The following is a 21,523-nucleotide window of genomic DNA, read 5'->3' as shown; positions in this document are numbered from 1 at the left end:
GGAGGGGCCCGGTCCCGGAAGCGCTTGCGTGGCGGTCCCGGAGGTGAGTGCGTGACGGTCCTGGATGGGCTTCGCGGCGGTCCCGGAGGCGCTTGCGTGACGGGTCCCGGGTGGGCTTCGCGGCGGTCCCGGAGGGGTTTGCGTGAGGTCCTCGATGGGCTCCGCGGCGGCCTCGCGACGGGGCAGGCGGCGGTCGCGACGGCCTCGGCGGGGCGGGGACCGTACCGGCCCAGAAAAAACGGGCCGGTCCGTGGGGGGGGGATACGGACCGGCCCGAGGGGGGGGTTTCCACCATAACCCTTCGTAAGTCCCGCCGGGTGCCGCGCCACTCCACAACTACTCTCCGAGTTCGCCGGACTCCGAAACGGGCTCGGCCGGAGTCGGAAACGGGCAGGAAGAGCGCCCTACGGGCCGCGCTCGCGGGCCCGGATTCGCCCCCGGTATCGAGGGGGCGTCACCGGGCGCGGGCTTGACGCCACAGGGCACGGTGCGTGCCGTTGCGGACAGAGGCTGACCTGAAGGCGCTCCAGGTTCGTTCCATGACCCCACGCGCCCGTGCGAACGAGACAGTGACCTGGCCGGAGGCGAACGCCCGGAGGCTGGCCCGCCAGCATCTGTCGGCCCCGGCCTCCGGCCTCTCCCCCGCCGAAGCCGCCGGCGCGATGCTCGGCACACACGCCCAGGTGCTGTCGGCGGCCGAGCTGTCGGTGGGGCTGCGCGGCGAGGGCCTGACGCGCACGGACGTGCGTACGGCGCTGTGGGCCGAGGACCCGGCCCGGCGGACCCTGGTCAAGACGTTCGGGCCGCGCGGCACGGTCCACCTGCTGCCCGCGGCGGAGCTGCCGCTGTGGACCGGCGCGCTCTCCGCCGTACCGACCGGCCCGAATCCGTTCCCCCAGGACACCCGGATGACCCCGGAGCAGGTGGAGGAGGTCGTAGCGGCGATCGGGGCGGCGCTGACCGGGGCGGAGCTGACGGTCGACGAGCTCTCGGACGAGGTCGTCGCCCGGACCGGGCCGTGGGCCGGGGACCTGGTGATGCCCGGCTTCCAGACGATGTGGCCGCGCTGGCGGCAGGTCCTGCACCTGGCGGGACACCGGGGCGCGCTGGCGTACGCCCCGAACCGGGGCCGCCGGGCGGCCTACACCAACCCCGGGTACACCCCGCTGCCCGGCCCAGAGGCGCAGGCGGCCCTGGTGGAGCGGTACCTGTCCGCGTACGGTCCGGCCACCCCGGCCCACTTCGCCCGCTGGCCCGCCGCGCCGAAGCGGTGGGCGGAGGAGCTGTTCGCGTCACTGGCTGCCGCCGGGTCGATCGAGGAGGTGGCGTTCGAGGACGCCGGGCCCGCCTGGGTGGTGGCGGGCGACACGGACTTCCCGGCCGATCCGGTACGGGGAGTGCGCCTGCTCCCCTACTTCGACGCGTTCGCCATCGCCTCCCAGCCCCGCGAGCGGCTCTTCCCCGGTCGGGCGTACGAGCGTGCGCTCGCGGGCGGGCAGGCGGGGAACTACCCGGTGCTGCTGGTGGACGGCACGGTGGCGGGCGTCTGGCACCAGCGCCGCTCGGGGAAGCGGATCGCGGTGACGGTGGAGCCGCTGGAGCCGCTGCCGGCGCGGCGGCTGCGGGCGCTGGAGGACGAGGTGGAGCGGGTGGGGGCGGTCATGGAGGAGCGGGCGGAGCTGACGGTGGGGGTGGTGTCGGTGGGGGCGCATGCGTAGGGGTGGTGGGCGCGGGCGGGGGCCTGCGGAGGGGTGTCCGGCGCGGGGGGGGCTCTGCGGAGGGCGCCGATGCTCGGTGGGGCATCGGTGGGGCGTGGTCAGCGGCGGCTCGGTGGAGTGCACTCGGTGCGGCCCCGGCCGGGCGCGGTCAGTGCGGGTGGAAGCGGACCGCCAGTGTGTCGCCCGCCGCGACCACGAAGTCACCTTCCTCGCACCGGATGACCGCCTCATGGACCTCGCCGCGCCCGTCCCGGCGCTCCAGCGTGCCGACGACCGTCCAGGCCCCCTCGTACGGCACCGGCGGCAGCTGGGTCAGCGGGGCGTGCTGCCACTGGTTCGCCGGTACGCACCAGTCGGGCAGCAGCGGCCAGGTGCCCGGGGTGACGCGTAACGTCCAGTCGGAGGTGCAGGTCAGCAGGACGGACTGGCCCCGGTCGAACACGAACTCCACGGCCTCCGGCTCGCCCGCGCGCCCCTCCGGCCGGTAGAAGACGCCGTGCACGGCGGTGATCCGGGAGCCCGTGAGCCAGTCGGAGTTGCCGCTCCGCGCTCGTCCGGCCGGAGCTCCGTACTCTTCACTCTCCACCGTCATGGCCGCTCCCCGTCCTTCTCGCTGGGCCTGCTCCCGATGAGTAGGACGGCGGCTCGCACGATCGCGTTGCCTGGGAGGCAAGGCTGAACTGGCGTCCGGGGTAAGCAGGTTGACCTTTCCTGGCACGCCCCTAGATACGTCACAGGGGCTTGCGGGCCTCAATCAGGAAGCGTGTGGTGTGGGCGAGGAACGGCCCCTCCTCCTCGATCTTCCGGTGGAGTTCGGCCAGTTGGGGGCGGTACTTCTCGACGGTGAAGCCGGGCACCATCCAGATCACCTTGCGGAGGAAGTAGACGACCGCGCCGATGTCGAAGAACTCGGTGCGCAGCCGCTCGGGCCGCAGGTCGACGACCTCCAGCCCCGCCGCCTCGGCGGCGGCGCGCGCGTCCTCGGGGTGACGGCCTCGGCGCACCTCGGGCGGCTGCGGGCCGAGGAAGAACTCGACGAGCTCGAAGACGCTCGCCGGGCCGACCTGCTGCGAGAAGTACGTACCGCCGGGGGTGAGCACCCGGGCGATCTCCTCCCACCAGGTGGTCACCGGGTGCCGGCTCACCACCAGGTCGAAGGCCGCGTCGCCGAAGGGCAGCGGCGGCTCGTCCGCGTCCGCCACGACGACGGCACCGAGGGGGTGCAGGAGGGCGGTGGCGCGGGCGATGTTCGGCGGCCAGGACTCGGTGGCCACGGTGACCGGCGGGAGCTTGGGCGCGGCGGCCAGCACCTCGCCGCCGCCGGTCTGGATGTCGAGTGCGGCCCGCGCCTCGCCGAGCCGGCCGGCCATGGCGCGGGCGTACCCCCAGGAGGGGCGCTGCTCGGTGGCCCGCCCCTCCAGCCAGGAGAAGTCCCACCCGTCCACGGAGACGGAGGCGGCCTCGGCGACGAGGACCTCGAACCGGTCGCGGGAGGCGGCGGAGGTGAAGGGCACGGGGAACTGTTCGGACATACGGGGATCGTGCCAGGCCAGGGGCGGGTGGCGCGAATGGATTCCGGGGCGGTACGTCCCCATGGGCGTACGGGCTGCCGCTCACGGACCGGACTGCGGGGGCTCAGGCCGCCAGGGCCCCCAGGAGCACCCCGGTCAGCGCCCCGGCGATCATGAACGGGCCGAACGGGATGCCCGTCCTGCGCCCCGCCCGGCGCAGGAGGACGAGCCCGAGTCCGTACGCCGCCCCGAACAGGAACCCGGCGAACCCGCCCAGGAAGAGCACCGCCCAGCCGTACCAGCCGAGGGCGACACCCAGGGCGAGGGCGAGCTTCACATCGCCGAAGCCCATGCCGTTCGGGTTGATGAGGAAGAGCAGAAGGTAGAACCCGCCGAGCACCAGCCCGCCGAGCAGCCCGGAGGTCCAGGACCCGGCGTGCCCGGGGAGCAGGGCCGCCCCGCCGAGGAGGAGCACGGCGGCACCGGCCAAGGGCAGGGTGAGCGGGTCCGGCAGCCGGTGGACGCGGCGGTCGACGGTGGCCAGGAGAACGGCGGGCGGGGCGAGAAGCAGCCAGACGCCGAGCTCGGGCCGGGCCCCCGTGGCGGCGGCGAGCGCGATGCAGACGAGAACGGTGACCAGGGGGGCGAGGGTGTTGGGGGCGTAGGGGGCGGGGGCGGGCCGGTCGTCCCCGTACGGGACCGGCGCGTCGGCCTCCTCCCCGTACGGGACAGAGGCTTCGGCTTGCTCCCCGCGCGGGACCGGGTCGTCGGCCTCGCCCCCGTACCGTACGGACGTCCGCGCGCGAGGCCCGCAGGACCGGCAGCGGGCCGGGCCCAGCCAGCTCGCGCCGAACCGGCCGGTGAACGCGTGGCCGGCGGGGCAGGCCGTGCGCCAGGGGTCCTCTGGTTCCACGGCGAACCGGTACGCGGCGCGCGGGAGCAGCAGTCCGGTGGCTCCGCCCCAGACGGCGGCGGCAACAAGCAGCGCGAGGTCCACACCACGACCCTAATCGGCCGCGCTGACAAGGGGCTTGGGCCCTGGGGCCCACTCCGGCCCGCTCCGGGCCGTTCGGGTCCCGGGGGCGGGCGCCGGGCGCTACGGTCGGTGCCCATGAGGACTTGGCGTGATGGCGAGGGGACGCTGACGGTCGGCGGGGACGCGGGGGCCCGGAAGGTGCCGCTGCGGATAGCGGCCTCGTACCGGGCACGGACCCGGGGGTTGCTCGGGCAGGACGGGATCGAGGGGGCGTTGCTGCTCACTCCGGCCGGGAGCGTGCACACCTTCCGGATGCGGTTCGCCATCGATGTGGCGTACCTGGACCGGAAGTTCACCGTGCTGGCGGTCCGCACCATGAAGCCCGGCCGGCTCGGCCTGCCCCGGCTGCGGTCCCGCCATGTGGTGGAGGCGGAGGCGGGGGCGATGGAGCGGTGGGGGCTGCGGCCGGGCGTGCGGGTGGAGCTGCGGGCGGCGGGCACGTCCTGGGGAAGGCCCGCGCCCGGCACCCCCTAGGGCGGGCCCGCGCCGAGCAGGGTCCAGGCGCCGTAGGCCGCCGACGCGCAGGCCAGTACGGCGATGACGGCTGCCGTGCGTCCCGCGCTCCGCAGCCGTACCAGCGCGGCGGCGGGCGGCAGGAGCAGCGGGAACGCGGGCATCATCAGGCGGGGCCGGGAGCCGAAGTACCCGGCGCCGATCAGCGAGATGACGACGACCGCGATCCCGTAGACGAGGAGGGGCAGCGGCTGCCGCTGCCGTACGCAGAGCACCACCAGCCAGCCGAGCAGCCCGAGCGCCGCGCAGAGCCCGAGGGCGGCGGGCAGCGGCAGCCCGGCGATGAAGGCGGCGAGCGCGCGGCCGCCGTCGATGCTGTTGCCCCACTGCGCCTGGACCTCGAAGTACGCGACCGGGCTGCCTTCGCGGACGGCGACGAACACCACGTACGCCAGCCAGCCCAGCGGTGCGAGCGCCACCCCGGCGATCATGCGGGCGTTGCGGCGGAGTACGGGGCCGAGGCCGTTCCCGGCTCGGTACTCCCGTACGAGGGTGACCGCGGCCGTGATAGCCAGGGCCGCGATGAGGGCGGCCGCCGAGGGCCGGGTGAGCCCTGCCAGCACGCAGAGGGCGCCCGCCACCAGCCAGCGGCCTTTGAGGACCGCGTACACCGCCCAGGCGGCCAGGGCGGTGAAGAGCGTCTCCGTGTACGCCATCGACTGGACGAACGCCGTCGGGTACACGCCCCACAGCGCGGCCAGCACCACCCCCGTACGCCGCCCGTACAGCGCCGCCCCGACGGCGTAGATGCCCCAGGCGGCGAGCAGCCCGGCCGTCCAGGCGACCAGGAGCCCCGCGCTGCCGAGGGTGAGCGGGGCCACCTCGGAGATCCCGCGCTCCAAGGCGGGGAGGAGGGGGAAGAAGGCCAGGTCGGAGTGGGCGGCGCCGTCGGGGAAGGTGACGGTGTAGCCGTAGCCGTTCTCGGCGATGCGCTGGTACCAGACGGAGTCCCAGCGCCCGGCGAGCCGCGCCAGGGGGTCCTTGCCGGAGGCGTGACCCGCCGCCCAGAGGACCAGGAGCCCCAAGGCCCGGACGGCGGCGTAGACCGCGAGCGCGGGCGCGGCGGCCCGGAGCGCGGTGGCCGCCCGGGGGCCGGGGCCCCGGGGGTGGGGGGCCGGGGCGCGGGGCATCCGGGTACGGAGCTGGTGGTCGGACATATTGCCGATTATGTCCTCCGGGGCGGGGTGCCCCGACCTCGGTACCGCAGCGGTCCCGTGCCCGGTGGTGCCGGGCCCGGCGGCCCCTCAGCCGGTCGCCGGGCGGAGGGCCGGGCGGGTGCCGAGGTCGCGGCCGACGAGCGGGGCGACCGTGCGGATCAGCTTCAGCTGGGTGGAGCGCAGGACGCGCACGGTCGCCTCGTCGGACCAGCCGGTCGTCGTGGACCACTCGTAACCGGAACCGACCACGTCGCTGGCGAACGCCACCTCGGTGGCGAGGAGCGCCCGCGCCCAGTCCATCGGCTCCAGCGCCTCCCGGGCGATCAGTGCCGCCCTGATCCGCAGCGAGCGGTAGTGGAGGTCCTCCGTGCCGTCGAAGCCCATGGCCACGGCGAACTCCTCCGTGGAGCGGGCCGGGCCGCACCACTCGATCAGGCCGAGCTGTAGGAGCCGGGACTCCTCGTCGGTCAGCGTCAGTTCCTCCGCCGTCTGCACGTCTGTCGTCACCTTCTGGTCGCCTGCCCGCCCGCGGAAGCCCTGACAGGACACCGGGACGAACCTTGATCGGTTACGACGGCAGACGCTAACTCCCTTCCCCGGCAGGCGTCTTGGGCCCGAGGACCCATGCCCAGGGCACATGCGGCCCGCCCCGCTCACAGGCTGGGCACGGCGCTACCGAACACCCGCCACGGCGAGATCGCGACGGAGTCCACCGCCGTCAACTGCGGGTGCCCGGCGGCGATCTCCTCCCGTACGGCGACGGCGTCCGGCCAGGAATCCAGCGGCGCGGAGCCCTCGATGACGACGCCGTCCCAGTCGGTGCCGGCCGTCGCACCGCTCCGGTCGACGACGAAGCCGATGCAGAGCACGGAGGCCCGGCCGACGGTCCGCCGGATGGCGCTCACCGCGCGTTCCCGCTCCACCGGCGGCAGCTCGCCCACGGAGAACTCGACGGCGACGACACCGGCGCGCGCCCGCCGTATGCGCACCAGAAGATCGGGGCCTTCATCCACCCACAGCCGGAAGCCGACCTCCTGGAGCCTTTGCAGACCGGAAAGGGAGAGAAGCTGCTCCCGCGTCACCGGCGAACGGGCCCCGGACGAGGGGTGGTCCAGGCTGACGAGCACGGTGCGCCCGGTCACGGGATGGGCCGGGCGGAGCCCCTCCGCCTCCAGGTCACCCAGGAGCGTCGCGGCGTCCAGCCGGGTCCAGCCCAGGTGGTACGAGTGGAAGAACCCGGCACTCATCGACGCCCCCGCCCCATCACGTCATGAACCCAATAATTCGCGTGCGCACATGCAAGAGTAGGCGGCCACCGGCACGTCCGAGCGTACCGAGGGGCGGGCACGCGCGGCGTGGGCCCACGGACCCACGGGCGGCCCAAAGAGCGGCACGGGAGGGCGCAACCGGCCTGCTTGGGCCCGACTTTGGGACCGGGGGCCCGCGCGGAGGACGTGATCCCGGCCGTACGCTCACTGCCTGCCGGCAGGCAGTCGGCGCCCGCGCGCCCCACGCGCGTTCCGGGTGCCGGGTCACGGGTTCGGAGAGAGGGTGCACCGTGAACGGTGGCGGGGGCATGGGGGACGGGAGCGCGGGCCACATACCGCCAGGACGCCGGGGTGCAGGGGGCTCCGGCGCCCTGGCAGGCACCGAACCGGGCGGCCGCTTCTTCGCGTTGACCCGCAGCTGGGCGACGGGCGCGCTGGTCTACCTCGGCGCCGGGTTCCTGACGAGCCGGGTCCTGCTCGAACTGCTGGGCAGCGAGGCGCGGTTGGAGTCGTTCGGCTGGCGGCTCTCCCTGCTGCACATCCCCGCGCTCGTCGTCACCCTGCTCACCGTCCTGGCCGCCGCCCGCATGCTGCCCGAGGAGCACCGCGAGTCCCGCCTCTTCTACCTGCTCGCCGCGCTGGCCGTGCCCGTGGCCGGTCTGGCGTACGGCTTCGCCGTCTCGTGGGAGGCGGTCGGGATGGAGGGCCTCCTGATGCCGGTGGCGGCGCTGGCCACGGGCGCGGCGTCGGGGGTGGCCGTCGACCGGCTCCTGGAGGAGCGCGCCTCCCGGCCCGCTCCCCCGCCGACGTACTCGTACAACTGGCGTGACAGCGGCGCCACCGCGATGGAGTACCTGGGGGTCGTGGTCCTCGTCGTGACGCTCATCGGCGCGATGGCGATGGCGGGGGTCGGCGGGCAGATCGGGGAGCGGATCCGCTGTGCGATCACCGCGCTGGCCGGGGGCGGCGGGTCGTGCACCACGGGCGGCGGGGAGCCCGAGGCGCAGCCGAAGACGGACGCCGACTACGAGCCGAAGATGTGCCAGATCTCGTCGCTCTCGGACAAGGCGGGCGGCAAGGTCAAGATCGGCTGGTTCGAGTGGGGCGAGGAGTACGGCTTCCAGCAGAAGGTGTCCCAGGCCAACACCGACGTCAACGGGGACGGGAAGGTCGACGCCAACGACAAGGTCGTCTCCATGACGTTCACCGACGCGGCCTCCGCCGGGGTCACGGCCAGTACGCCGGGGGTGAAGCTGGGGAAGCTCGGCAAGGCGGATGTCGACATCGGCGGCGGCATCAAGATCACCAACGGTGACACCTGGATCTTCGCGAGCGAGGAAGAGGCGCAGAAGATGCGGGACGACATCGAGGAGATGAAGATGTGGGAGACCGCCACCAAGCACGGTGGCGGGTACGGGGGCAACTGGTACTCCGCCATGAAGTGGGCGGAGAAGAAGGAAGACATCGAGCGGAAGATCGGCGACAAGAAGATCTCGTACTCGACGGTCGGCCTCAACGCCTACGCCGACGGCGGCCTCTCCGTGAAGGGCGGTGACGAGGACGAACTCGGCGCCAAGCTGGGCGGCAAGGCCACGTTCTCGCCCGAGGTGACGATCACCAAGGACGACGTGAACGGCAACGAGTCGTACACGTACACCGCCAAGCTGGAACTGGAAGGCAAGCTCAGCGGGAACACGGGCCCGCTCAAGGGCACGCTGAGCGCCAAGCAGAACCGCACCGGCGCCATCACCGTCACCCGCGACCAGAGGACCGGGAAGATCGTCCGCATCGACATGACGCAGACGGTGGAGACCGGCTCGCCCTCCGGCAAGGTCGAAGTGGGCGGCGACAACGGCGAGTCGGGCGCGGACAAGCGCGGCGGCAAGGGCAGCGTGTCGGACCCCTCGGGCGAGAGCGGCATCGACGTGGTGACCAACTCGATCGTCTTCGGCAAGGAGGCGGACGCGGCCACCGAGGCCAAGCGGGCCGTCGCCGAACAGTGGCTGGACGGCTCCGGCAACAACACCGCCCCGTTCGAGTACCTCTTCGGCGACCGGGGCATGGAGACGCGCCCCTCGGGCAACGACCCCTTCGAGAACCTGATGTTCGAGGACGGGCTGTCCAGCACGATGCGCTACCTCGGGGAGAGCGACGCGCAGGAGTTCGGCTTCGAGATCTCGCTCGGCATGAGCCTCGGGTTCTCGCTCTCCGACGAGCAGAAGAAGGAGACGCTGACGGACGCGCGGTTCCTGGGGGCGCCGCGGGGTGACGGCCGCACGTATCTTCCGTACAGCTACTGCGCGAACTGATGCTGACGTGGCCGCCGTTCGCACGGTGGACCTGAGAGGCGATGACGATGACGAGAAGGCCCCACACGGGCAGGCGGGCCGCGACGGCCGCCCTGGGACTGTCCCTCCTCCTGGCGCTGGCCGGCTGCGGCGAGGACACCGACGGCAAGGCCTCAATCCCGGAGGGCTGGTCCACGCTGGACACGGAGAGCCTGAGCGTCGGCTACCCGAAGGACCAGGGGTACGCGGAGCAGCCGGCGGCCGAGCGGAGCAGGAGCAACGCGGCGGTCGCCCTGAAGGTGGAGGACGGCGTCCGCACCGGCATGGTCTCCGTCCAGCTGAACTTCGCCACAGGCGTGAGCGACGCGGCCGGGGCGGCGGCCGCGGCAGGCGCCGGAATCGGCCTGGGCACCACCCGCAAGGCCACGGAGGACGTCCGCCTGGCAGGCCCGTCGACCGCCCGCGACGCCCGCCGCATCGACTACGACTTCACGGCCGACGGCAAGGAGGACACCCCGAACAAGGGCACCCCGATGACGGGCGTCCTGGTGGCGGGCGTGGACTCGGGGGGCGTGCCGTTCGTGGTGCGGCTGAACGCGGTGAGGGACGCGGTGGACGCGGAGGACCTTGATGCGTTCGTGGGGTCGATCACGGTGAAGTAGGGGGTGGGCGGGGGCCGTTCGGAAGGTTCAGGGGACGCGGGGGCGCTTGTACGCCACTGCCGCCCGCGACCTGTCCGCCGGGCCGCGCCCGGACGAACGGACAGTCACGACCGCCTGCACCTGCTTCGCACCCCACTCCACCCGTTCCATCCGCGTGGCCCACTGCACCTGCCCAGATATTGCCACGGCGTGCGGTGTTCCTTGTGGCGGCGGCCGCAGGGAACACCGCACGGCCCGACCCAGACTTCTGAGCGCTTTGCCCATCGAGCATTCCTGCCCCTGCGACAATGGGAGGGTGGCGGGAGCGGCGAAAGGTCAAGGGCCGGCAAAGCCCTTCTAACGCCGCAGGTCAGGAAGAGTGGTCCCCGCGCAGGCGGGGGTGTTCCGTTTTTCCAACCACGGGTTGGCCCGGGGCCCGGGTGGTCCCCGCGCAGGCGGGGGTGTTCCGCAAGAAGCCCAGCGCATCCTTCAGCAGCTTCGGTGGTCCCCGCGCAGGCGGGGGTGTTCCGCACGCCACCAGCGTCACAGCCGGCCCGATCGCGTGGTCCCCGCGCAGGCGGGGGTGTTCCGTCCGGGGCGCCGGTGGCGCTGCTGTGGCGGCGGGGCCGTTACGAGGCGGTCAGCCCGGCGACGGGCAGCCGGAACCGGGGCGACGAGGACAACGCGGCGGACTTCGCGGAACGGGCGGTGATGTTCTACCGGCCGCTGCCGGAGAAGCCGATGCGCACGGCCCGGCTGCTGCTGTTCGGTCTGCGGGGCGCCCGGGCCGACCTGCGCAACCTCCTCATCAGCGGTCTGGTGACGGTCGGGCTGGGTGCCCTGGTGCCGATCGCGACCGGGCAGATCCTCGGTACGTTCGTGCCCCGGGCGCAGACGGATCTGATCGCGCAGGTGTGCCTGGTCCTGATGATCACGAGCGTCGTCGGGGCGACGTTCATGCTGTTGCAGAGCCTGTCGCTGCTGCGGATGGAGGGCCGGATCGAGAGCACGCTGCAACCGGCCGTCCGGGACCGGCTGCTGCGGCTGCCGACGAGGTTCTTCACCGAGCGTTCCACGGGCGAACTGGCCGGCGCCGCCATGGGGATCAGCGCGATTCGGCGGGTCCTGGCCGGGGTGGGCCCGGTGGCCGTGCAGGCGGGGACGGTCGGCGCGGTGAATCTCGGGCTGCTGCTGTTCCACAGCGTGCCGCTGGCGCTGGCGGCGATCGGCATGCTCGTCGTCATCGCGGCCGTGTTCCTGGCGCTCGGGCTGTGGCAACTGCGGTGGCAGCGGCGGCTGGTGAAGCTGAACAACCAACTCGGCAACCAGGCGTTCCAGACCCTGCGGGGGCTGCCGAAGCTGCGGGTCGCCGCCGCCGAGAGCTTCGCTTACGCGGCCTGGGCGCGGGAGTTCGCGCGCTCGCGGGAGATGCACCAGCGGGCCGGGCGGATCAGGAACATCACGACGGTCCTCGACTCGGTCCATCTGCCGCTCTGTTCGCTCATCATGTTCGTGCTGCTGGCCGGTCCGGCGCGCGGGACGATGTCGGCCGGGGCGTTCCTGACCTTCAGCACGTCGGTGACGATGCTGCTGGCGTCGGTCACCCAGCTGACCGGCGCCCTGGTGTCGGCGGCCGCCGCGCTGCCGATGTACGAGCAGGTCAGGCCGGTGCTGGAGGAGATGCCCGAGGTGAAGGGGGCGAGCGCCCGGCCGGGGGTGCTGTCGGGTCCGATCGAGGCCAGGAAGCTCTCCTTCCGGTACGCCGATGACGGCCCGCCGGTCCTCGACGAGGTGTCGCTGGAGATCCGGCCGGGCGAGTTCGTGGCGGTCGTGGGCCCGAGCGGCTGCGGGAAGTCGACACTGCTGCGGCTGCTGATCGGCTTCGACCGGCCGGAGTCCGGCAATGTGCTGTACGACGGCCAGGACCTGGCCGCCCTCGACCGGTCGGCTGTACGGCGTCAGTGCGGGGTGGTGCTCCAGAACGCCCAGCCGCTGACCGGGTCGATCCTGGACTGCATCTGCGGCACGGAGCCGTTCACGCACGAGGAGGCGTGGGAGGCGGTCGAGATGGCGGGGCTCGCCGAGGACATCCGGCGGATGCCGATGGGCCTGCACACGATGATCGCCGGGGGCGGGGCGATCTCTGGCGGTCAGCGGCAGCGGCAGCGGCAGCGGCAGCGGCAGCGGCAGCGGCAGCGGCTGATGATCGCGGCAGCGGCTGATGATCGCGGCGGCGCTGATCCGGCGGCCGCGGATCCTGTTCTTCGACGAGGCGACGAGTGCGCTGGACAACGAGACCCAGCGGACGGTGATCGGGAGCACCCAGCGCCTGGAAGCCACCCGCCTGGTGATCGCGCACCGGCTGTCCACGGTGATGGACGCGGACCGGGTGATCGTGATGGCGGACGGCCGGGTCGTGGAACAGGGGCGCCCCGAGGACCTGTTGGCGATCCCGGGAGGCTACCTCCACGAGCTGGTGCGGCGGCAGCCGGCGTGATGGCCGGAGGGGCCGGCACCGCGATCACGTCGCGGTGCCGGCCCCTTGGCCGTGCGGGTTTCCCGGCTGGGGTCAGGAACCCTCGCCGCGCGGGAAGGAGACCTCCACGCGGCGGTTCTTCTTCCGGCCCTCTTCGTTGCTGTTGCTGGCGATCGGGTACTGCTCGCCGTAGCCCCGGATCTCGTATGTGATCGTGGGGCCGAGCAGCTTGGAGAGCACCCCGTGCACGGCGTCGGCGCGCTGCTTGGAGAGGACGTCGCCGTGGGCGGAGGAGCCGAGGTTGTCGGTGAAGCCGAAGACGCGGACCTTGGTGGCCTTCTGCTTCTTGATCTCGTCGGCGATGGCGGCGATACGGGCGTTGGCGGCCGCGCCCAGCTTCGCGCTGTCCTTGCCGAAGAGGACTTCGGCCTGGAGCGCGAACTTGATGTCGGCGTTGCTGTCCTCGCGGCGTTCTTCGCCGCCGAGGTCTTCGACGACCTGGACGATGTCGAGGACCCGGCCGGGGGCGAGTGTGCCGCCCTCCGGCATCTTGAGGTCGGGGTCGGCGGGGTCGACGGCGACGGGCGGCTCGGCACTCGCCTGCGTGCCGGGGGGAACGCTCGGTCCGTCGTCGGCCGACGACGGTGCCACACCGCACAACGTGACTCCGGCGAACAGCAGGACGACCGCGGCGGCCTGTCCTGCGTTCCGCCTCGCTCCGGAACGTCGGGTGATCTTCATGTCCGCACTCACCCAGAAATCTTCAGCGAGGTGGTGGCGAAGGTCGGGAGGTTGAAGTCGACCTCGGTGGTGGACTGCGGCGGGGCCGGGAACTGCATGAAGATCGGGGCGGTCTTGCCCGGGGCGAGCGAGGTGATCGCCGTGGTGCACAGGCACCGGGAGTCCGTGTCCCGGAGAACGTAGTAGCGCTTCTTGCCCACCTTGTCGACGAGCGTGGCCCCGGCGACCGAGTTGGGGTTCTTGTTGACGATGTTGACCTCGGCACCGGACCAGGCCGAGGTGGTCCGCGCCTGGTCCCCCTCGTTGGTGATCGCCCCCTGGACCGTGAGGAATCCGCCGGTGTCCCGCTTGACCTCGTTGATGACCAGGACGAGGCCGCCTTGGCCTTGCGTCTCCGCGAGCTTCACGTTCGGGTCCACGTTCTCGCCCGCCGCGGTGTCCTCCTGCTGCGGCTCGCCCTTGTCCTCCGTCTCCGAAGGGCTGGCCGGGGCGGACGGGGCGGTGGATCCCGTGCCCTGGGGCGCATCGCCTCCGTCGTCGCCGCAGCCGGTGAGGGCGAGGGCCAGGGCAGCCGTCGCCGTCACGGCCGTCATCGCCCTTCTGGTCGTCGTGGTCCGCCGAATGCTCATGGTCCGATTCCTCTACTCGTCGTTCGCTGTCACTGGTCGACCAACCGCACATCGAAGAGAATCTTGCTCACTGTGGACCATGGCGGCGGGCTGCCCGGCGCTATTTCCACCACTCGGCCGTTCGAGCAGGTGAAAATGAACAGGTCCTGGACACCGTCGCTGTTGAAGTCCACGGCCTTCCAGTCGGGGCAGCGGAACTCGATCAGGGCGGTGGCCTTGGCCTTGGCGAACGTGTTCTTCGTACCGGGGATGACCGACGAGTCGACCGGCTTGCGTCCCTCGACCTCGACGGTGATCCGGTCGCGCAGATAGCCGTACACCGGGTAGCAGGCGCGCTTGTCGGCACGGTTGGCGGAAGCCAGCCGCTCCGCCTCGGCGCACGGCGGTGCGAACGGGGAGCCGAGGAACAGCTCCAGCGTGTTGCCCGGGAGCGAGGCGATGAAGCCCGGCCCCATCTCGGTGCGGGCGCGTTGCGCGGCGGCCAGGGCGGCCGCGTCGGCGGCTCCCTGGGACCCGTTGCGCAAAGCGGATGCCTTGCCGACAGCGAAGAAGGCGAACGCGAGGAAGAGCAGGCCCGCCACCATCACTACGTAGATGGGGAAGGCCTGCCCTGCGTCGCCGCGTTGGCGCGTACGCATCAGCCAGAGGTGATGGACGTCACCAGACCGTCGATACGGCTCGAGATGTTCCCGCCGATCCCGGACGCCGCGATGGCACCGATGATCGCCACGACCACCAGCACGATGCCCAGGTACTCGAACGCCGTCTGCCCCCGGTCCTTGTCCGCGTAACGCTTCTGGATGGCGCTGACCGCCGTGTTGGCCCAGCCGTTGACGCGGACGCCGGTCTTCAGGGTGAAGTTCGACATGGTGTTCCCCTCCTGGTTCGGCCGACCGCCTGCCGGCCGACTCGGGCGTTTCTGCGGTGCCGTCCCCGGTACCGGCTTCCTCCTGGCCGGTGCCGGGGGCGACGTGAGAAACATAGGAGGGAACCCCCGTACGGCCAGAGGGTCCGTGGGCCCATTCCCGGGCCCAAAAGCTGTTCTGGGCCCCCTCGTTCGGCCTCCGGGCGGTCATGGATGCCGTCCGGGGTCGCGGGGTGCCGTGCCGAGCCAGCGGGCTATCGCCTCGCTGCGGCTGGTGCTGTGGAGCTTGGTGAAGATGCGGTTGATGTGGTTCTTGACGGTCTTCTCGCTGATGAAGCAGGTGGCGGCGATCTGCTGATTACTCATTCCGGACGCAATCAGCTCCATGACCTCCACCTCCCTCGAACTCAGCCCGTACTGCTGCCTGTTGGGGGGAGAGACCGACCCCCCGGTTACAGAAGACTGTCCCACAAGAGGTTGCAGTTGCGAAAGGCTTTCGGAATGTTCGCGCTGTCGTGAGGGCGTGTGGACGGGCGCCGTCGTGAGTGCCGCGCCCAGGCCGTCGGGCAGGGGGCCGGCGTTCGGGACCGTGCCGTGGCGCATGTGGGCGAGCAGGGCGTCGGCGGCCGTGGCGGTGAAGTTGGCGCGGCCGTTCCTCGTGTCCCGTACCGCCTGCACCAGCTGGTCCGCCGTGAACTCGCCGTGCACCAGGTAGCCGCCCGCACCCAGGCGCAGGGCCTCGTGGACGATCTCGCTCTCACGGCTGTACGTGAGCATGAGTACGGGGGCGATGCCCACCAGGTGCGGCAGCGCCGAGATGCCGTCCACGCCCGGCATGCGGACGTCCAGCAGGACCACGTCCGGGCGGTGGTGCAGCGTCTTCTCGTACGCCTCCCGGCCGTCCGCCGCCTCCGCGACGACCTGGATGTCGGCCCGGCCCGAGAGCAGGACGCCCAGGCCCGCCCGGACCACGGGGTTGTCGTCGGCCACCACCACCCGGAGCCGGGCCGTGGCGGGGGCGGGGGGCAGCGTGGGGGGACCGGTCGCGGGGTGCGGGGTGGCTGGTTCGACGATGTCGTCCGGCATGGTGCGACCTCCTCTTCGGGTCGGGGATCACGAGATGACCGAGGTCACGGGGATGACAGGTGGGGGACGCGTGGCGGGTCCGGGGCCGGTTCGGGCGCGAACGGTGGTGGTGGCGGAGGGGGCAGCGCGGCGAGCGGAAGCTCCACCCGTACCTCCGTCCCCCGCTCCGCCTTGCCCCGGCCGATCCGGATCCGGGCCCCGATCGACGCCGCCCGCTCCACCATGCCGACCAGGCCGAAGTGGCCCGCCAGGCGCAGGCTCTCCAGGGTGGTGCCGGCGGGGAGGCCGCGGCCGTCGTCGTACACGCTCACCCTCAGCACATCGCCCTTCACCCCGGCCAGGACGACCAGGTACGTGGGGCCCGCGTGGCGGTGCGCGTTCTCCAGGGCCTCCGAGGCGACGGTGAGGAGCTGGCGCGCCACCGCCTGGGGGATGGGCGGGACGGGGGTGTCCTCGGCGAGGCGGCGGAACGTGGCCGTGACCGGGTGGCGGGCGGTGAAGTCCGCCGCCTGGGCCGCCAGTTCCGTCACGATGTCCACGCCGCCCTCCAGGCCCTGTTCGCGCCGCAGGTCGGTGAGCAGCTCCCGCGACTCGGCGGCGGCCCGGCGCGCGGCGCGGGCGACCAGCTCCGCCTGGTGCCGTACCGTCGGCGGGTCCATCCGGTCGGCCGAGCGGGCCAGGCCGTCGGCGGCCAGGGCCAGGCCGTGCAGGGTCTTGGCGACCGAGTCGTGCATCTCCCGTGCCAGGCGGGTGCGTTCGGCCTCCACCGCCTCGTTCACCGCCAGCCGCGCCCGGGTCTCGGTGAGCGCCTGCGTGGCCTCCCCGAAGCGGAGGAGCAGGTTGCGCAGGGTCACCCCGACCGCTCCGGCGATCACGCAGAAGCCGGGCAGGAGGAGCCCCGTCGCCCCGCCCGCCTCCAGCTTCGGGACGCTCGCGTACACGCCGAAGACGATCACCACCTGGAGCGCCGCGAAGACCGCCGCCCCGCGCCAGCCGTGGATGAGGCCCGCCAGCAGCGGGGTGCAGACGGTGACGTACGCGAGGGTCGACTCGGGGGTCGCCGTGATCAGCAGGAGCGAGCCGAAGAACACGTCGACGGCGAGCAGCCAGGGGTGGCGCAGGAGGACGGGGCCGAAGCGTTCCCAGTCGCGGAACAGGACGTACGAGCCCATGAAGGTGACCAGGACCGCCGAGCCGATGAACCAGGTGGGCAGGCCGGGGGCGGTGTGGCTGATGGCGTACGGGGTCGCTATCGCGATCATCGCCAGCCGGAAGCCGAAGACCTGACGGCACATGGCTTGGAGGGCGTTGACCTGGATGGCGAAGGCCGGGCGGGCCGGGGTGCCGCTGTGGGCCCGGGTCAGGTCGGCGGTCAGGCCCGGCTGGGCACCGCTCAGTTGGTATGCCATGTTCCTGTCACCTCCGTCCCGTTCTCCGTAAGACTCCGCTGACCCCGTCGTCCCCATCCCTCCGGCCGTTCATGTCAGCCGCCCGTCACGAACGAGAAGTCGACGTTCGCCCCGTACACGAACCCGACCGTGAGGAGGACGAGCGTGCCGGGCAGCAGGAACGTCGTCACCGCGAACGTCGCCTTCGGGACCGCCTTGGCGGCCTTGCGGCGGGCGTTCTGGGCGTCGGTGCGGCGCATGTCGTTGGCGATCTGGATGAGCGTCTCGACGATGGGCGCGCCCAGCTCCTCGCCCTGCTGGAGCGTGGTGACGAACATCGCGACCTGCTCCGAGTCGTTGCGCCTGCGCAGCTCCTCGAAGGCCTGGCGGCGGCTGACGCCCATGTCCATCTGGCGCAGGGTGATGCGGAGTTCGTCGGACCAGGGGCCCTCGTACTTCTCCGCCACCCGGTCCAGCGCCTGCCGGAAGCCGAGTCCGGCGGAGACGACGACGGCGAGGACGTCGAGGAAGTCCGGGAGGGTGCGTTCGATGTGCTCGCGGCGGACCCGGACCGCCGACCAGATGCCCGCCTCGACCCAGAACAGGCCGAACGCGATCATGAGGAGAGCCAGGAACAACTGGCCCTGGAGGAGCATGGAGAAGGCGCCGAGGAGGCCCAGTGCTCCGTAGACCGCGCGGCGGGCGGCGTAACGGTCGATGGTGAGGCCGCCCGGGTTTCCGGCCAGGTCGATCTGGCGGCGCTTCTTGTTGACCGCCTTCGGGCCCATCATCCGCAGCACCATCGGGGCCCAGCGGATGCCGAGCCGGTCGATGCCGGAGCCCACCGCGCCGGTGCGCGAGGAGCCGGATTCCAGGGCGATGGCGAGGTCGCCGGGGAGCTTGGCGTCGGCCCGGTACATCCGGATGCCGTGGATGGCCCCGTAGACGGCGAGGCCGACGACCAGGGCGAGCAGCAGGTCCATGTCCGTCCCTTTCCTTCCTGGCGTCAGACGTCGATACGGGAGAGGCGGCGGATGACCACGAACCCGACCGCGTACAGGGCGATGGCCACGACCACCGCGGCCTGGCCGATGAACGCGCCGGTCATACGGTCGAGGGCACCGGGCATGACCGCGTTCATCAGGAGCATCGCGCCGATCCCGAACGCCGGTACGGCGTAGGCGGTGACGGTGACCTGGGAGAGCTGGGTCTTGACCTCGCGGCGGGTCTCCTTGCGCTCCTCCAGGGTCTCGGTGAGGTTGCGCAGCGAGCTGACGACCGTACCGCCCGCCCGGTTGGAGAGGACCAAGGTGGTTACCAGCACGACGAGTTCGCGGGACGGGAGCCGGTCCGTCAGCTCGCTCAGCGCCTCGTCCAGGGATTCGCCCACCGCCAACCGCCTCGCCACGCGCGCCAGTTCCTCGCCCGCCGGGTCCTCCAGCTCCTCCGCCGCCATGGAGAGCGCGGTGCGCAGGGCCAATCCCGCCTGGGTGGCGTTGGCCAGGATGCGGGAGAGTTCGGGGAGTTGGTTGATGAACCGCTCGGTGCGCTTCGTACGCTGCCAGTTGAGGAAGGCGTTGGTGCCCCAGAGGCCGATCAGCGCGGCGACCGGGCCGAAGAAGGCGGCGAGCATGGACGAGGCGATCATCCACAGCCCGGCCATCGCGAGGAGCGCGTAGACGAAGAACTCGCCGGGGGTGAGCTCCATGCCGGTCGCCGCGAGTTTCAGCTCCAGCTTCCGGCCGAGCGCGGTGGCCCGCAGCCGGCGGTCCAGGCCCTTGAACCGGCGGTGCCGGCCCGTCTCGGGGATTTGGCCGACATGGGAGAGCCGCTCCACGAGCGCGTCGCGGTCGGCCTTGCCGCCGGAGTAGGCGTACAGGCCCATCACGCCGAGCACACAGGCGATCAGGGTGACGCCGACGGTGAGCAGGGGGAGGTTGACGTTGTCCATGGCTCGGTACCTAGTTGGCCTCTCGGGTGGCGAGCTGTTCGGCGTGGACCGCGATGCCGAACGCCTGCGGGACGGGCTGGCTCGCCATGTACAGACGGTCGGCGATCTTGCGGGGCAGCGGCAGGTACTGGAACCGGCCGTAGATCCGGCCGTCCGACGCCATCGGCTGTGCGTTGAACCGGGCCACCGTGACGATCCGGTACGGGTCGCGGCCGTGCGAGTCCAGGACCGCGATCTCGGTGATCTTCCTGGTGCCGTCGGCGTGCCGGGTCAGCTGGACGATCACGTCGACGGCGCTGTTGATCTGGTCGTGCAGCGCCTCGAAGGGGATCTCCACCTCGGACATCGAGGCGAGGGTCTGGAGACGCATCAGCGCGTCCTCGGCGTTGTTGGCGTGGACGGTGGCGAGCGATCCGTCGTGGCCGGTGGACATCGCCTGGAGCATGTCGAGGGACTCGCCGCCGCGGACCTCACCGACGACGATGCGGTCGGGGCGCATACGCAGGGAGTTGCGGACCAGGTCGCGGATGGTGATCTGGCCCTTGCCCTCGACGTTGGCCGGCCGGGACTCCAGCCGGATCACATGGTTCTGCTGGAGCTGGAGTTCGGCGGAGTCCTCGATGGTCACGATGCGCTCGGTGTTCGGGATCAGCCCGGAGAGGGCGTTGAGCAGCGTCGTCTTCCCGGTGCCGGTCGCGCCCGAGACGATGATGTTGAGCTTGGCCTGGACGAGTCCGGCCAGCAGGACCAGCATCTGCTCGTCCAGCGAGCCGAAGCCGATCATCTCCTGGAGGGTGAAGGAGCGGGGGAAGCGGCGGATGGTGAGCGTGGCGCCGGTCAGCGAGAGCGGCGGGATGATCACGTTGACACGTTCGCCGCTGGGCAGCCGGGCGTCGACCATCGGATTCGACTCGTCCACACGGCGGTTGACGGTCGACACGATGCGTTCGATGGTCTGCATCAGCTGCTCGTGCGAGCCGAAGCGCAGGGGCAGCTGTTCGACCTTGCCGCTGCGCTCCACGAAGATCTGGTCGGGGCCGTTCACCATGATCTCGGTGATCGACGCGTCCTCCAGGAGCGGTTCCAGGATGCCGAGGCCGAGCGCCTCGTCCACGACGCGCCGGATCAGCTGCGAGCGCTCCACGGTGGAGAGGACCGGGCCCTCGCGGCTGATGATGTGGCCGAGTACGCGCTCGAGACGGGCCCGCCGGTCGGCGGCGGCCAGCGAGGACATCTCCGCGAGGTCGATCTCCTCCAGCAGCTTGGCCCGGTAGGTGGCCACCATGTGGCCGTCCTCCCGTCCTCCGCCCTGCTCGTCCGGGGCGGTCATGCGTGCCCGCAGGCTCATCGGCGTAACTCTCCTCGGTGTCGCGGGTGGTGCGGGGTTCCGGTCGGCCTGGGGGCGGCTATTCGCGCGGCATCGTGGCGCTCCGCTTCGCCCACCAGCCGTCCAGCCCTGGCACGACGGAGGGGACCTTGACCTGGACCGTGGCGGTGATGTCCCGGCCGCCGCCCTGGCTGTAGCGGAAGCCGCCGTCGCCCAGCCAGTCGCTCACCGCGTTGCGGGCCGTCGACCGGGGGTCGCCGTGGGCGTCGTAGCTGGCGGCCGTACGGGCTCCGGCGCGTGCGGCCGTGCCCGCCTGGTTGGCGGCGTACGCGGCGAGGCCGAGCTGGAGGGCACCCATGGCGACGAGGAGCAGGAGGGGGAGGAAGCCGAGGTACTCGATGGCGACCTGGCCGCGGTCCCGGCGCGCCTGCCGGGTGTTCGACGATGCGCTGTACGGGATGGTCGTCATCACTCAGTCCTCCAGCGCCGATCCGGCTTCGCCCTTGATGGGGATGTCGAGGTTGAACAGGCTGGGCACCAGCACCGGGACCTTGAGCCGTACGGTCGCCTCGTAAAGGCCCCCGCCCCGGCCGCAGGTGACCTGGGCGTTCTTGGACCAGGCGTCGGGCAGGTCCTTCATCGCGCCCGCCCGGCAGGCCGCCTCGGCCCCGTACTCCGCTCCGCTCCCCTTGCGCGCGCCCACGTCCGCCGCGTTGCCCGCGAGGCTGAACGTGTAGCCGATCAGCGCGCACTCCCAGAGCACGAGCATGATCAGGATGATGAAGGGCGTCATGCCCAGGAACTCGACCGAGGTCTGCCCGCGGTCATCCCTCCTCGGGCGCCGGGGACTCCTGGGGCCGGGGCGCTCCCGGAGGCTCCTGAGCCCCCGTATGCCTGTGCGGGCCGTCCTCGTCGTGGTCGTCATCGC

Annotated in this window: 21 protein-coding genes, 1 pseudogene and 1 CRISPR repeat array; of the genes and pseudogenes, 5 read left to right on the top strand and 17 right to left on the bottom strand. The window is 72.1% G+C overall.

What is annotated here, in order from left to right:
• Positions 1 to 539: 539 nt before the first annotated feature.
• On the top strand, positions 540 to 1,718 hold the full coding sequence (locus tag GTY67_RS22825) for a winged helix DNA-binding domain-containing protein (protein ID WP_161279818.1): 1,179 nt from the start codon (positions 540 to 542) through the stop codon (positions 1,716 to 1,718).
• A gap of 148 nt (positions 1,719 to 1,866) precedes the next feature.
• Here the strand turns inward: GTY67_RS22825 and GTY67_RS22820 are convergent, their stop codons facing one another.
• The 3 genes from GTY67_RS22820 to GTY67_RS22810 form a co-directional block, all read right to left on the bottom strand.
• Positions 1,867 to 2,310, bottom strand: coding sequence for a hypothetical protein (locus GTY67_RS22820; RefSeq protein WP_161279817.1), 444 nt, complete (start codon positions 2,308 to 2,310; stop codon positions 1,867 to 1,869).
• A gap of 139 nt (positions 2,311 to 2,449) precedes the next feature.
• Positions 2,450 to 3,250, bottom strand: coding sequence for a class I SAM-dependent methyltransferase (locus tag GTY67_RS22815; protein WP_161279816.1), 801 nt, complete (start codon positions 3,248 to 3,250; stop codon positions 2,450 to 2,452).
• A 103-nt stretch (positions 3,251 to 3,353) separates the two neighbouring features.
• Positions 3,354 to 4,226 (bottom strand): A24 family peptidase, encoded by an 873-nt coding sequence (locus GTY67_RS22810; protein WP_161279815.1) that lies wholly within the window; start codon positions 4,224 to 4,226, stop codon positions 3,354 to 3,356.
• A gap of 114 nt (positions 4,227 to 4,340) precedes the next feature.
• Between GTY67_RS22810 and GTY67_RS22805 the strand changes: the two genes are divergently transcribed.
• The gene (locus GTY67_RS22805) at positions 4,341 to 4,739 is read left to right on the top strand and encodes a DUF192 domain-containing protein (RefSeq protein WP_093690854.1); all 399 of its coding nucleotides are present in this window, start codon (positions 4,341 to 4,343) and stop codon (positions 4,737 to 4,739) included.
• On the opposite strand, the gene GTY67_RS22800 is transcribed toward GTY67_RS22805, so the two are convergent.
• The 3 genes from GTY67_RS22800 to GTY67_RS22790 form a co-directional block, all read right to left on the bottom strand.
• A complete protein-coding gene (locus tag GTY67_RS22800) occupies positions 4,736 to 5,935 on the bottom strand; it encodes a hypothetical protein (protein ID WP_161279814.1) in 1,200 nt (399 codons plus the stop codon). The two genes, GTY67_RS22805 and GTY67_RS22800, sit on opposite strands and share 4 nt — an antisense overlap.
• Positions 5,936 to 6,022: 87 nt before the next feature.
• Positions 6,023 to 6,430 (bottom strand): hypothetical protein, encoded by a 408-nt coding sequence (locus tag GTY67_RS22795; protein ID WP_256062284.1) that lies wholly within the window; start codon positions 6,428 to 6,430, stop codon positions 6,023 to 6,025.
• Between the two features lie 158 nt (positions 6,431 to 6,588).
• Positions 6,589 to 7,182 carry a hypothetical protein gene (locus tag GTY67_RS22790; protein WP_161279813.1) on the bottom strand — a complete coding sequence of 198 codons (594 nt, stop codon included), beginning with the start codon at positions 7,180 to 7,182 and terminating at the stop codon, positions 6,589 to 6,591.
• Positions 7,183 to 7,511: 329 nt separating this feature from the next.
• Between GTY67_RS22790 and GTY67_RS22785 the strand changes: the two genes are divergently transcribed.
• From GTY67_RS22785 to GTY67_RS22775, 3 genes and pseudogenes are all read left to right on the top strand, one after another.
• On the top strand, positions 7,512 to 9,512 hold the full coding sequence (locus GTY67_RS22785) for a hypothetical protein (protein WP_161279812.1): 2,001 nt from the start codon (positions 7,512 to 7,514) through the stop codon (positions 9,510 to 9,512).
• A gap of 47 nt (positions 9,513 to 9,559) precedes the next feature.
• Positions 9,560 to 10,153, top strand: a complete 594-nt coding sequence (locus GTY67_RS22780) for a hypothetical protein (protein ID WP_161279811.1) — start codon at positions 9,560 to 9,562, stop codon at positions 10,151 to 10,153.
• A gap of 358 nt (positions 10,154 to 10,511) precedes the next feature.
• A CRISPR array of direct repeats spans positions 10,512 to 10,723; the repeat unit is 29 nt; unit sequence GTGGTCCCCGCGCAGGCGGGGGTGTTCCG.
• 252 nt (positions 10,724 to 10,975) lie between these two features.
• Positions 10,976 to 12,629 (top strand): annotated as a pseudogene (locus tag GTY67_RS22775) (ATP-binding cassette domain-containing protein).
• Between the two features lie 72 nt (positions 12,630 to 12,701).
• On the opposite strand, the gene GTY67_RS22770 reads toward GTY67_RS22775, so the two are convergent.
• The 11 genes from GTY67_RS22770 to GTY67_RS22720 form a co-directional block, all read right to left on the bottom strand.
• Positions 12,702 to 13,349: an OmpA family protein gene (locus GTY67_RS22770; RefSeq protein WP_093690846.1), complete on the bottom strand. Its 648-nt coding sequence runs from the start codon at positions 13,347 to 13,349 to the stop codon at positions 12,702 to 12,704.
• 8 nt (positions 13,350 to 13,357) lie between these two features.
• The gene (locus tag GTY67_RS22765) at positions 13,358 to 13,978 is read right to left on the bottom strand and encodes a hypothetical protein (RefSeq protein ID WP_093690844.1); all 621 of its coding nucleotides are present in this window, start codon (positions 13,976 to 13,978) and stop codon (positions 13,358 to 13,360) included.
• A 29-nt stretch (positions 13,979 to 14,007) separates the two neighbouring features.
• Positions 14,008 to 14,616 (bottom strand): pilus assembly protein TadG-related protein, encoded by a 609-nt coding sequence (locus tag GTY67_RS22760; protein ID WP_093690842.1) that lies wholly within the window; start codon positions 14,614 to 14,616, stop codon positions 14,008 to 14,010.
• On the bottom strand, positions 14,616 to 14,846 hold the full coding sequence (locus tag GTY67_RS22755) for a hypothetical protein (protein WP_093690840.1): 231 nt from the start codon (positions 14,844 to 14,846) through the stop codon (positions 14,616 to 14,618). The genes GTY67_RS22760 and GTY67_RS22755 overlap by 1 nt, the downstream gene beginning before the upstream one ends.
• A 204-nt stretch (positions 14,847 to 15,050) precedes the next feature.
• The gene (locus tag GTY67_RS22750) at positions 15,051 to 15,929 is read right to left on the bottom strand and encodes a response regulator transcription factor (protein WP_093690838.1); all 879 of its coding nucleotides are present in this window, start codon (positions 15,927 to 15,929) and stop codon (positions 15,051 to 15,053) included.
• 44 nt (positions 15,930 to 15,973) lie between these two features.
• A complete protein-coding gene (locus GTY67_RS22745; RefSeq protein ID WP_161279810.1) occupies positions 15,974 to 17,338 on the bottom strand; it encodes a histidine kinase in 1,365 nt (454 codons plus the stop codon).
• A gap of 74 nt (positions 17,339 to 17,412) precedes the next feature.
• Positions 17,413 to 18,300 carry a DUF5936 domain-containing protein gene (locus GTY67_RS22740; protein WP_093690834.1) on the bottom strand — a complete coding sequence of 296 codons (888 nt, stop codon included), beginning with the start codon at positions 18,298 to 18,300 and terminating at the stop codon, positions 17,413 to 17,415.
• Positions 18,301 to 18,323: 23 nt separating this feature from the next.
• The gene (locus GTY67_RS22735) at positions 18,324 to 19,268 is read right to left on the bottom strand and encodes a type II secretion system F family protein (RefSeq protein WP_093690832.1); all 945 of its coding nucleotides are present in this window, start codon (positions 19,266 to 19,268) and stop codon (positions 18,324 to 18,326) included.
• Between the two features lie 10 nt (positions 19,269 to 19,278).
• Positions 19,279 to 20,616 carry a CpaF family protein gene (locus GTY67_RS22730; RefSeq protein ID WP_093690830.1) on the bottom strand — a complete coding sequence of 446 codons (1,338 nt, stop codon included), beginning with the start codon at positions 20,614 to 20,616 and terminating at the stop codon, positions 19,279 to 19,281.
• Between the two features lie 58 nt (positions 20,617 to 20,674).
• Positions 20,675 to 21,064 (bottom strand): TadE/TadG family type IV pilus assembly protein, encoded by a 390-nt coding sequence (locus GTY67_RS22725; RefSeq protein ID WP_093690939.1) that lies wholly within the window; start codon positions 21,062 to 21,064, stop codon positions 20,675 to 20,677.
• Between the two features lie 3 nt (positions 21,065 to 21,067).
• On the bottom strand, positions 21,068 to 21,520 hold the full coding sequence (locus GTY67_RS22720) for a TadE family protein (RefSeq protein WP_161279809.1): 453 nt from the start codon (positions 21,518 to 21,520) through the stop codon (positions 21,068 to 21,070).
• Positions 21,521 to 21,523 lie beyond the last annotated feature (3 nt).

The organism is Streptomyces sp. SID8374 (assembly GCF_009865135.1).
Classification (GTDB): Bacteria; Actinomycetota; Actinomycetes; order Streptomycetales; family Streptomycetaceae; genus Streptomyces.
This window is presented reverse-complemented; position numbering and strand designations above follow the sequence as displayed.

Excerpts from the sequence above, each read along its gene's own strand:
- GTY67_RS22825 (WP_161279818.1), top strand. The coding sequence starts at position 540 with ATGACCCCACGCGCCCGTGCGAACGAGACAGTGACCTGGCCGGAGGCG.
- GTY67_RS22815 (WP_161279816.1), bottom strand. The coding sequence starts at position 3,250 with ATGTCCGAACAGTTCCCCGTGCCCTTCACCTCCGCCGCCTCCCGCGAC.
- GTY67_RS22750 (WP_093690838.1), bottom strand. The coding sequence starts at position 15,929 with ATGCCGGACGACATCGTCGAACCAGCCACCCCGCACCCCGCGACCGGT.
- GTY67_RS22755 (WP_093690840.1), bottom strand. The coding sequence starts at position 14,846 with ATGTCGAACTTCACCCTGAAGACCGGCGTCCGCGTCAACGGCTGGGCC.
- GTY67_RS22770 (WP_093690846.1), bottom strand. The coding sequence starts at position 13,349 with ATGAAGATCACCCGACGTTCCGGAGCGAGGCGGAACGCAGGACAGGCC.
- GTY67_RS22735 (WP_093690832.1), bottom strand. The coding sequence starts at position 19,268 with ATGGACAACGTCAACCTCCCCCTGCTCACCGTCGGCGTCACCCTGATC.
- GTY67_RS22790 (WP_161279813.1), bottom strand. The coding sequence starts at position 7,182 with ATGAGTGCCGGGTTCTTCCACTCGTACCACCTGGGCTGGACCCGGCTG.
- GTY67_RS22805 (WP_093690854.1), top strand. The coding sequence starts at position 4,341 with ATGAGGACTTGGCGTGATGGCGAGGGGACGCTGACGGTCGGCGGGGAC.
- GTY67_RS22725 (WP_093690939.1), bottom strand. The coding sequence starts at position 21,064 with ATGACGACCATCCCGTACAGCGCATCGTCGAACACCCGGCAGGCGCGC.
- GTY67_RS22800 (WP_161279814.1), bottom strand. The coding sequence starts at position 5,935 with ATGTCCGACCACCAGCTCCGTACCCGGATGCCCCGCGCCCCGGCCCCC.
- GTY67_RS22760 (WP_093690842.1), bottom strand. The coding sequence starts at position 14,616 with ATGCGTACGCGCCAACGCGGCGACGCAGGGCAGGCCTTCCCCATCTAC.
- GTY67_RS22720 (WP_161279809.1), bottom strand. The coding sequence starts at position 21,520 with ATGACGACCACGACGAGGACGGCCCGCACAGGCATACGGGGGCTCAGG.
- GTY67_RS22780 (WP_161279811.1), top strand. The coding sequence starts at position 9,560 with ATGACGAGAAGGCCCCACACGGGCAGGCGGGCCGCGACGGCCGCCCTG.
- GTY67_RS22785 (WP_161279812.1), top strand. The coding sequence starts at position 7,512 with ATGGGGGACGGGAGCGCGGGCCACATACCGCCAGGACGCCGGGGTGCA.
- GTY67_RS22745 (WP_161279810.1), bottom strand. The coding sequence starts at position 17,338 with ATGGCATACCAACTGAGCGGTGCCCAGCCGGGCCTGACCGCCGACCTG.
- GTY67_RS22820 (WP_161279817.1), bottom strand. The coding sequence starts at position 2,310 with ATGACGGTGGAGAGTGAAGAGTACGGAGCTCCGGCCGGACGAGCGCGG.
- GTY67_RS22740 (WP_093690834.1), bottom strand. The coding sequence starts at position 18,300 with ATGGACCTGCTGCTCGCCCTGGTCGTCGGCCTCGCCGTCTACGGGGCC.
- GTY67_RS22765 (WP_093690844.1), bottom strand. The coding sequence starts at position 13,978 with ATGAGCATTCGGCGGACCACGACGACCAGAAGGGCGATGACGGCCGTG.
- GTY67_RS22730 (WP_093690830.1), bottom strand. The coding sequence starts at position 20,616 with ATGAGCCTGCGGGCACGCATGACCGCCCCGGACGAGCAGGGCGGAGGA.